Source organism: Nonomuraea sp. NPDC047529 (assembly GCF_040642995.1).
In the GTDB taxonomy this organism is placed as follows: domain Bacteria; phylum Actinomycetota; class Actinomycetes; order Streptosporangiales; family Streptosporangiaceae; genus Nonomuraea.
Genome location: NZ_JBEYTJ010000031.1, coordinates 114,633 through 122,946, shown reverse-complemented (window position 1 = coordinate 122,946; position 8,314 = coordinate 114,633). Strand labels below are relative to the sequence as shown.

Below are 8,314 nucleotides of genomic sequence, written 5' to 3'. Positions count from 1 at the left end.
GTGTGGGTTTTTACTCCCTGCTTAAATACACCGCCTTTTATGTTGATCCCCCCGCGCCGCGCGGGGGCCCCCGCCGCGCCGCCGGCCGGCGGCGCTTTCCGGCCGTACGCGCTGCCGTAGGCGGTCACAGGCGCTCTGGGCGTCGGGGGCGGTCCAGGGGAGAGGGTCCACCGCCGTGGCGGTCTGTGGGCCGGTTGCGGGGCTCCCTGGCGAATTGGCACACGTCGGTCCTCAGTGCCGGTATCATTGCCGCGGCGCTTCGGATGGGCTGGATGAGACAGGCCACGGTGGCACGGAGCGGCGAGGCCGACAGGCGTTGCCGTGCCGTTTTGACGTGTCGGCTGGGCCTGGGTAGTCTTGAGCATCGTGCCCGTCTCTAGCGGGCTTTCGGCTGTGCGCTCATATCCATAGGGAGAGCGTCGGCTGGACTCTCAGGCTCGCAAGTCTCCGTGGCTGTGTCTGTGTGAATAGCGCGACACGCCCGACCGCGGGGGCGCCGAGACGAGGAAAACCAGCAGGTCATGACACCGGCAGAACCTGCGAAAAGCAAGACCCAATGACGTAACACCGGCCAAGGCACGAAACGGAGTGGCAGTGCCCACTATTCAGCAGTTGGTCCGCAAGGGCCGGCAGGACAAGGTCTCCAAGACCAAGACTCCTGCCCTCAAGGGGAGTCCGCAGCGGCGCGGTGTGTGCCAGCGCGTTTACACCACGACCCCGAAGAAGCCCAACTCGGCACTGCGCAAGGTGGCTCGCGTTCGGCTCACGAACGGCATCGAGGTCACGGCTTACATCCCCGGTGTGGGCCACAACCTGCAGGAGCACTCCATCGTGCTCGTGCGTGGCGGTCGTGTGAAGGACCTGCCTGGTGTTCGCTACAAGATCATCCGCGGTTCGCTCGACACCCAGGGTGTCCGCAACCGCAAGCAGGCCCGCAGCCGCTACGGCGCGAAGAAGGAGAAGAGCTAACAATGCCTCGTAAGGGTTCTCCTGGCCGTCGTCAGCTCATGTCTGACCCGGTTTACAGCTCGCCGCTGGTGACCGCCCTGATCAACAAGGTGCTCCTGGACGGCAAGCGCTCCATCGCGCAGTCGATCGTGTACGGCGCCCTCGAAGGCTGCAGGGAGAAGACGGGCAACGACCCGGTCGTCACCCTCAAGCGCGCGCTTGACAACGTCAAGCCGACCCTCGAGGTTCGCAGCCGCCGTGTCGGTGGCGCGACGTACCAGGTGCCGGTCGAGGTGCGCGCCGCGCGCAGCACCACCCTGGCCCTGCGCTGGCTGGTGCAGTACTCCCGCGCCCGCCGCGAGAAGACCATGACCGAGCGCCTCATGAACGAGCTCCTCGACGCCAGCAACGGCCTCGGGGCGAGTGTCAAGAAGCGCGAGGACACCCACAAGATGGCCGAGTCCAACAAGGCCTTCGCCCACTACCGCTGGTAACCCGGCGGGTTCGACGAGACGACGAGGACGCGAGTTAAAGTGGCCGCTACGACCGCTCTTGACCTGGCCAAGGTCCGCAACATCGGGATCATGGCCCACATCGACGCGGGCAAGACCACCACGACCGAGCGCATCCTGTTCTACACCGGTATCAACTACAAGATCGGTGAAGTCCATGAGGGCGCTGCCACCATGGACTGGATGGAGCAGGAGCAGGAGCGCGGCATCACGATCACGTCTGCCGCGACGACCTGTGAGTGGATCGGTCACACCATCAACATCATCGACACTCCGGGTCACGTCGACTTCACCATCGAAGTGGAGCGCTCGCTCCGCGTCCTCGACGGTGCCGTCGCGGTGTTCGACGGTGTCGCCGGTGTCGAGCCGCAGTCGGAGACGGTGTGGCGGCAGGCCGACCGCTACGAAGTCCCGCGCATCTGCTTCGTGAACAAGATGGACCGTGTCGGCGCGGAGTTCCACCGCTGCGTCGAGATGATGGTCAGCCGCCTGGGCGCGACCCCCGCTGTGATTCAGCTTCCGTGGGGTGTCGAGGCCGACTTCAAGGGCGTCATCGACCTCATCAAGATGAAGGGGCTCATCTGGAGCGCCGACGCGGCCAAGGGCGAGATGTACGACACCGTCGACGTCCCGGCCGACCACGCCGACGCCGCCCGCGAGTGGCGTGACCGCCTCATCGAGACGGTCGCCGAGAACGACGACGAGCTGATGGAGCTCTTCCTGGAGGGCACCGAGCCCACCGAGGAGCAGCTGGTCGCGGCCATCCGCCGCGCCACGCTGACCAGCTCCATCAACCCGGTGCTCTGCGGCACCGCGTTCAAGAACAAGGGCGTTCAGCCCCTGCTCGACGCGATCGTCGCCTACCTCCCCGCCCCGACCGACATCCCGGCGTTCAAGGGTTACGCGGTCGGCAACGAGGAGAAGGTGATCGAGCGTCACGCGGACCCGACCGAGCCGTTCTCCGCGCTGGCCTTCAAGATTGCCAGCGACCCGCACCTGGGCAAGCTCACCTACATCCGCATCTACTCCGGCACGCTCGACACCGGTTCACAGGTCGTGAACTCGGTGAAGGGCAAGAAGGAGCGGATCGGCAAGATCTACCAGATGCACGCCAACAAGCGCGAAGAGCGCCCGCAGGCGATCGCCGGTCAGATCGTCGCCGTCATGGGTCTGAAGGACACCACGACCGGCGACACCCTTGCCGACCCGGCCAACCCGGTCGTGCTCGAGTCGATGACGTTCCCGGCTCCGGTCATCAACGTCGCCATCGAGCCCAAGACCAAGGGCGACCAGGAGAAGCTGTCCACCGCCATCCAGCGGCTGGCCGAGGAGGACCCGTCCTTCCAGGTCCGTCGTGACGAGGAGACCGGTCAGACGGTCATCTGGGGCATGGGCGAGCTTCACCTGGAGATCCTCGTCGACCGTATGCGTCGTGAGTTCAAGGTCGAGGCCAACGTGGGCCGCCCGCAGGTGGCCTACCGCGAGACCATCCGCCGCAAGGTGGAGAAGGTCGACTACACCCACAAGAAGCAGACCGGTGGTTCCGGTCAGTTCGCGCGGGTGATCATCGACCTGGAGCCGCTGGGCGAGGGCAACGACGGTTACGAGTTCCAGAACAAGGTCTCGGGTGGCCGCGTCCCGAGGGAGTACATCCCCTCGGTCGACGCCGGTGCCCAGGAGGCCGCCGAGTTCGGCGTGCTGGCCGGTTACCCGATGGTGGGCGTGAAGGTTACGCTGACCGACGGTGCCGCCCACGACGTCGACTCCTCGGAAATGGCGTTCAAGATCGCCGGCTCAATGGCCTTCAAGGAGGCCGCGCGCAAGGCAGACGCCGTTCTTCTCGAGCCGATGATGGCCGTCGAGGTCACCACGCCCGAGGACTACATGGGTGACGTCATCGGTGACCTCAACGGTCGCCGCGGGCAGATCCAGGCGATGGACGAGCGGGCCGGCGCCCGAGTCGTCCAGGCGCTCGTGCCGCTGTCTGAGATGTTCGGCTACGTGGGTGACCTGCGTAGCAAGACGCAGGGGCGCGCGAGCTACAGCATGCAGTTCGACTCCTACGCGGAGGTGCCCCCGGGCATCGCCAAGGAGATCGTCGCGAAGGCCCGGGGCGAATAACTTCCCGGTCCCTGGCGGGGTGGTGCGAGCCACCCCGCCGCCTAGGGGTCTGGGATCTCCCGGGCCCGAGTGTGTAGACGAAAGTCAGTCAGATTCTCAAGGAGAGAACCAGTGGGCAAGGCCAAGTTCGAGCGGACTAAGCCGCACATGAACATCGGCACCATTGGACACATCGACCACGGCAAGACCACGCTGACCGCGGCGATCACCAAGGTGCTTCACGACCGTTACCCCGAGCTCAACAAGGCGACTCCGTTCGACAAGATCGACAAGGCGCCCGAGGAGAAGGCTCGCGGTATTACGATCTCCATCGCGCACGTCGAGTACCAGACCGAGAAGCGTCACTACGCTCACGTTGACTGCCCCGGTCACGCCGACTACGTGAAGAACATGATCACCGGTGCCGCTCAGATGGACGGCGCGATCCTCGTGGTCGCCGCCACCGACGGCCCGATGCCGCAGACGAAGGAGCACGTCCTCCTGGCCCGCCAGGTCGGCGTCCCCTACATCGTCGTGGCGCTGAACAAGTCCGACATGGTCGACGACGAGGAGATCCTCGAGCTCGTCGAGCTGGAGGTCCGTGAGCTCCTGTCCGCGCAGGAGTTCCCCGGCGACGACCTGCCCGTCGTCCGCGTCTCGGCTCTCAAGGCTCTTGAGGGTGACGAGAAGTGGGCCGACAGCATCATCGAGCTGATGAACGCGGTGGACGAGAACGTCCCCGAGCCTCCCCGTGACACGGAGAAGCCGTTCCTCATGCCCGTCGAGGACGTCTTCTCGATCACCGGTCGCGGCACCGTCGTCACCGGTCGTATCGAGCGCGGCATCGTCAAGGTCAACGAGCAGGTCGACATCATCGGCATCAAGCCGGAGAAGACGACCACCACCGTCACCAGCATCGAGATGTTCAACAAGATGCTCGACGAGGGTCACGCCGGCGACAACGCCGCCCTGCTGCTCCGCGGCATCAAGCGCGACGACGTCGAGCGCGGCCAGTGCATCATCAAGCCGGGCACGACGACCCCGCACACCGAGTTCACCGGCCAGGTCTACATCCTGTCCAAGGACGAGGGCGGCCGCCACACGCCGTTCTTCAACAACTACCGCCCGCAGTTCTACTTCCGTACGACTGACGTGACCGGTGTTGTGAACCTCCCCGAGGGCACCGAGATGGTCATGCCGGGCGACAACACCGAAATGCGCGTTGAGCTGATCCAGCCCATCGCCATGGAGGAAGGCCTCAAGTTCGCGATCCGTGAGGGTGGCCGCACCGTCGGCGCCGGCCGGGTCGTGAAGATCCTCAAGTAGCTCGACCGTCGGGGCGGCGGTCGGCCCCACATCAGGGCCGACCGCCGCACCACGTCAAGGGCCTCGCGTAAAGCGCCGTGATCCAGCAGTCGCTTCGGCCATAGTGACCGAAGTAACTGCCGGATCACGGAAGAAAAGACAGATCAACAGTGTCTGTCTCGTGGGGTTACGCAGGGTCAGACCTGCACCAACACAGCGGCACAAGGCCGCACGATACTTTTTCAGACGACAGCGAAGGACACCGAGGCCACTATGGCGGGACAGAAGATCCGCATCCGGCTTAAGGCCTATGACCACGAGGTCATCGACAGCTCGGCCAAGAAGATCGTCGAGACGGTGACGCGGACTGGCGCGAAGGTCGCGGGCCCGGTGCCGCTGCCGACCGAGAAGAACGTGTACTGCGTCATCCGCTCGCCGCACAAGTACAAGGACAGCCGCGAGCACTTCGAGATGCGCACGCACAAGCGGCTGATTGACATCATCGACCCGACCCCCAAGACGGTTGACTCGCTCATGCGGCTCGACCTCCCCGCGGGTGTCGACATTTCGATCAAGCTCTGAGGGAACGCACTGACATGGCTAAGACGATCAAGGGCGTCCTGGGCAAGAAGCTCGGCATGACCCAGGTCTTCGACGCGGACAACCGGATGGTTCCGGTGACCGTGGTCGAGGCCGGTCCGTGCGTGGTGACCCGGGTCCGCACCGCAGACAAGGACGGCTACTCCGCCGTCCAGCTCGGCTTCGGGCAGGTCGACCCCCGGAAGGTCAACAAGCCGCTCGGCGACTACCTGCGTAAGCACGACATCACCCCGCGCCGTTACTTCGCGGAGATCCGCACCGACGACGCGAGCGACTACACCCTGGGCCAGGAGCTGCTGGCCGACACCTTCGAGGCCGGCCAGTTCGTCGACGTGACGGGCAAGAGCAAGGGCAAGGGCTTCGCCGGTGTCATGAAGCGGCACGGCTTCGCCGGTCTGGGCGCGTCGCACGGTACGCAGCGCAAGCACCGCTCGCCGGGTTCCATCGGTGGCTGCGCCACCCCGGGCCGCGTATTCAAGGGCCTGCGCATGGCCGGTCGGATGGGTAACGTCCGCACCACTGTGCAGAGCCTCAAGGTTCACTCCGTGGACGCCGAGAAGGGCCTCATCCTGATCAAGGGTGCGATCCCCGGCGCTAACGGCAGCCTGGTCCTCGTTCGCACCGCTGCCAAGAAGGGGGCTGCCAAGTGAGCACCACTATTGACGTCCTCGACGCCAGCGGCGCCAAGGCCGGCACCGTCGAACTGCCCGAAGACGTCTTCGGCACGACGGTCAACGTTCCGCTGATCCACCAGGTGGTCGTGGCCCAGCTCGCCGCTCGCCGGCAGGGCACCCACAAGGCCAAGACCCGTGGTGAGGTCCGTGGTGGCGGCAAGAAGCCGTACCGCCAGAAGGGCACCGGCCGCGCCCGTCAGGGCTCGACCCGCGCGCCGCAGTTCGCCGGCGGTGGCACCGTCCACGGGCCCGTGCCGCGTGACTACTCGCAGCGCACGCCCAAGAAGATGAAGGCCGCCGCCCTGCGCGGTGCGCTGTCCGACAGGGCCGGTGGCGGTCGCGTCCACGTGGTCAGCACGCTGATCGCGGGGGAGACCCCCAAGACCAAGGCTGCCCTTGAGGCCCTGCGCAAGATCACCCAGGCTCCCCGCGTGCTCGTCGTCGTCGACGAGGCCGACGAGCTGACCTGGATGAGCCTGCGTAACGCTCCCGAGGTCCACCTGCTGGACGCCGGGCAGCTCAACACCTACGACGTGCTCGTGCACGACGACGTGGTCTTCACCCAGGAGGCGTACGACCAGGTCGTCGCGCGGCTGAGCCAGGGCGGGAAGGAAGACGCCTGATGGAGAAGATCGCCGACCCGCGCGACATCATCATCAAGCCGGTCGTCTCTGAGAAGAGCTACGGCCTGATCGATGAGAACAACAAGTACACGTTCCTGGTGAAGAAGACCGCGAACAAGACCCAGGTCAAGATCGCCGTTGAGCAGATCTTCGGGGTCAAGGTCACCAGCGTGAACACCATCAACCGGCAGGGCAAGCGCAAGCGCACCCGCACCGGTTTCGGCAAGCGTCCCGACACCAAGCGCGCCATTGTGAGCCTGGTCGAGGGCGATCGGATCGACATCTTCGGTCAGATCGGCTAGCAGCGCCATAGATAGGAAGCGGACCGAAAGGTCTGCGAGGGACGAGACCGTCGCATTTCGGTGCGGCGGGCTCGCCCATGTAACCGACGAAGGATGAACGAAAAAGATGGGCATCCGTAAGTACAAGCCGACGACTCCGGGTCGCCGCGGGTCGAGTGTCTCGGACTTCTCCGAGATCACCCGCAGCACGCCTGAGAAGTCGTTGCTTGCGCCCCTTCACAGCAAGGGCGGCCGAAACGTACACGGCCGGGTGACCGCGCGCCACCAGGGCGGCGGACACAAGCGCGCCTACCGGATCATCGACTTCCGTAGGCATGACAAGGACGGCATCCCGGCGAAGGTCGCTCACATCGAGTACGACCCCAACCGCACCGCCAACATCGCTCTGCTCCACTACGCCGACGGTGAGAAGCGCTACATCATCGCGCCGACCGGCCTCAAGCAGGGCGACCGAATCGAGAACGGCCCCGCTGCCGACATCAAGCCGGGCAACTGCCTGCCGCTGCGCAACATCCCGACCGGTACCTTCATCCACGCGGTGGAGCTCCGTCCGGGCGGCGGCGCGAAGCTCGGTCGTTCCGCGGGCGCCCAGATCCAGCTGCTCGCCAAGGAAGGCCAGTACGCCACCCTGCGTATGCCGTCCGGTGAAATGCGCATGGTCGACGTGCGCTGCCGGGCGTCTGTGGGCCAGGTCGGCAACGCCGAGCAGGCCAACATCAACTGGGGCAAGGCCGGCCGTATGCGGTGGAAGGGCAAGCGCCCGACCGTCCGTGGTGTCGCCATGAACCCCGTTGACCACCCGCACGGTGGTGGTGAGGGCAAGACCTCCGGCGGTCGCCACCCGGTGAACCCCAAGGGCAAGCCCGAGGGCCGCACCCGCCAGGCCAACAAGTCCAGCGACCGGCTGATCATCCGTCGTCGGAGCAAGAGGAAGAAGCGGTAGGAGCAGCCGAAATGCCACGTAGCCTTAAGAAGGGTCCCTTCGTGGACGACCACCTTCAGAAGAAGGTGGACGCCCAGAACGAGAAGGGCACCAAGAACGTCATCAAGACGTGGTCGCGGCGCTCCATGATCGTTCCCGACATGCTCGGGCACACGATCGCCGTGCACGACGGCCGCAAGCACGTCCCGGTGTTCGTCACCGAGTCGATGATCGGCCACAAGCTCGGAGAGTTCGCCCCGACGCGGACGTTCCGCAGCCACGTCAAGGAAGACCGGCGCAGCCGGCGATAGACGCCTTCAGAAGCATT

The 8,314-nt window shown here is 65.5% G+C and carries 10 protein-coding genes; all 10 read left to right on the top strand.

Going from position 1 to position 8,314, the window contains the following annotated elements; all coding sequences use genetic code 11:
* The first annotated feature begins 594 nt into the window (after window positions 1-594).
* A complete protein-coding gene (gene rpsL / locus ABZ815_RS37335; RefSeq protein ID WP_020542315.1) occupies window positions 595-969 on the top strand; it encodes a 30S ribosomal protein S12 in 375 nt (124 codons plus the stop codon).
* Between the two features lie 2 nt (window positions 970-971).
* On the top strand, window positions 972-1,442 hold the full coding sequence (gene rpsG / locus ABZ815_RS37330; protein WP_043623423.1) for a 30S ribosomal protein S7: 471 nt from the start codon (window positions 972-974) through the stop codon (window positions 1,440-1,442).
* A 39-nt stretch (window positions 1,443-1,481) separates the two neighbouring features.
* Complete coding sequence (gene fusA / locus ABZ815_RS37325) at window positions 1,482-3,581, top strand: elongation factor G (RefSeq protein WP_357705913.1); 2,100 nt, start codon at window positions 1,482-1,484, stop codon at window positions 3,579-3,581.
* Between the two features lie 111 nt (window positions 3,582-3,692).
* Window positions 3,693-4,886 (top strand): elongation factor Tu, encoded by a 1,194-nt coding sequence (gene tuf / locus ABZ815_RS37320; protein ID WP_125644684.1) that lies wholly within the window; start codon window positions 3,693-3,695, stop codon window positions 4,884-4,886.
* Between the two features lie 252 nt (window positions 4,887-5,138).
* Window positions 5,139-5,447: a 30S ribosomal protein S10 gene (gene rpsJ, locus ABZ815_RS37315; protein WP_012887830.1), complete on the top strand. Its 309-nt coding sequence runs from the start codon at window positions 5,139-5,141 to the stop codon at window positions 5,445-5,447.
* 14 nt (window positions 5,448-5,461) lie between these two features.
* A complete protein-coding gene (gene rplC, locus ABZ815_RS37310; RefSeq protein WP_357705912.1) occupies window positions 5,462-6,115 on the top strand; it encodes a 50S ribosomal protein L3 in 654 nt (217 codons plus the stop codon).
* Entirely contained in the window at window positions 6,112-6,762 is a 651-nt protein-coding gene (rplD, locus tag ABZ815_RS37305) for a 50S ribosomal protein L4 (RefSeq protein ID WP_357705911.1), read from the top strand. The genes rplC and rplD overlap by 4 nt, the downstream gene beginning before the upstream one ends.
* The gene (gene rplW / locus ABZ815_RS37300) at window positions 6,762-7,064 is read left to right on the top strand and encodes a 50S ribosomal protein L23 (protein ID WP_111180891.1); all 303 of its coding nucleotides are present in this window, start codon (window positions 6,762-6,764) and stop codon (window positions 7,062-7,064) included. The genes rplD and rplW overlap by 1 nt, the downstream gene beginning before the upstream one ends.
* Window positions 7,065-7,170: 106 nt before the next feature.
* The gene (gene rplB, locus ABZ815_RS37295) at window positions 7,171-8,007 is read left to right on the top strand and encodes a 50S ribosomal protein L2 (RefSeq protein ID WP_125644676.1); all 837 of its coding nucleotides are present in this window, start codon (window positions 7,171-7,173) and stop codon (window positions 8,005-8,007) included.
* 11 nt (window positions 8,008-8,018) lie between these two features.
* Window positions 8,019-8,297: a 30S ribosomal protein S19 gene (gene rpsS, locus ABZ815_RS37290; RefSeq protein ID WP_030451498.1), complete on the top strand. Its 279-nt coding sequence runs from the start codon at window positions 8,019-8,021 to the stop codon at window positions 8,295-8,297.
* Window positions 8,298-8,314 lie beyond the last annotated feature (17 nt).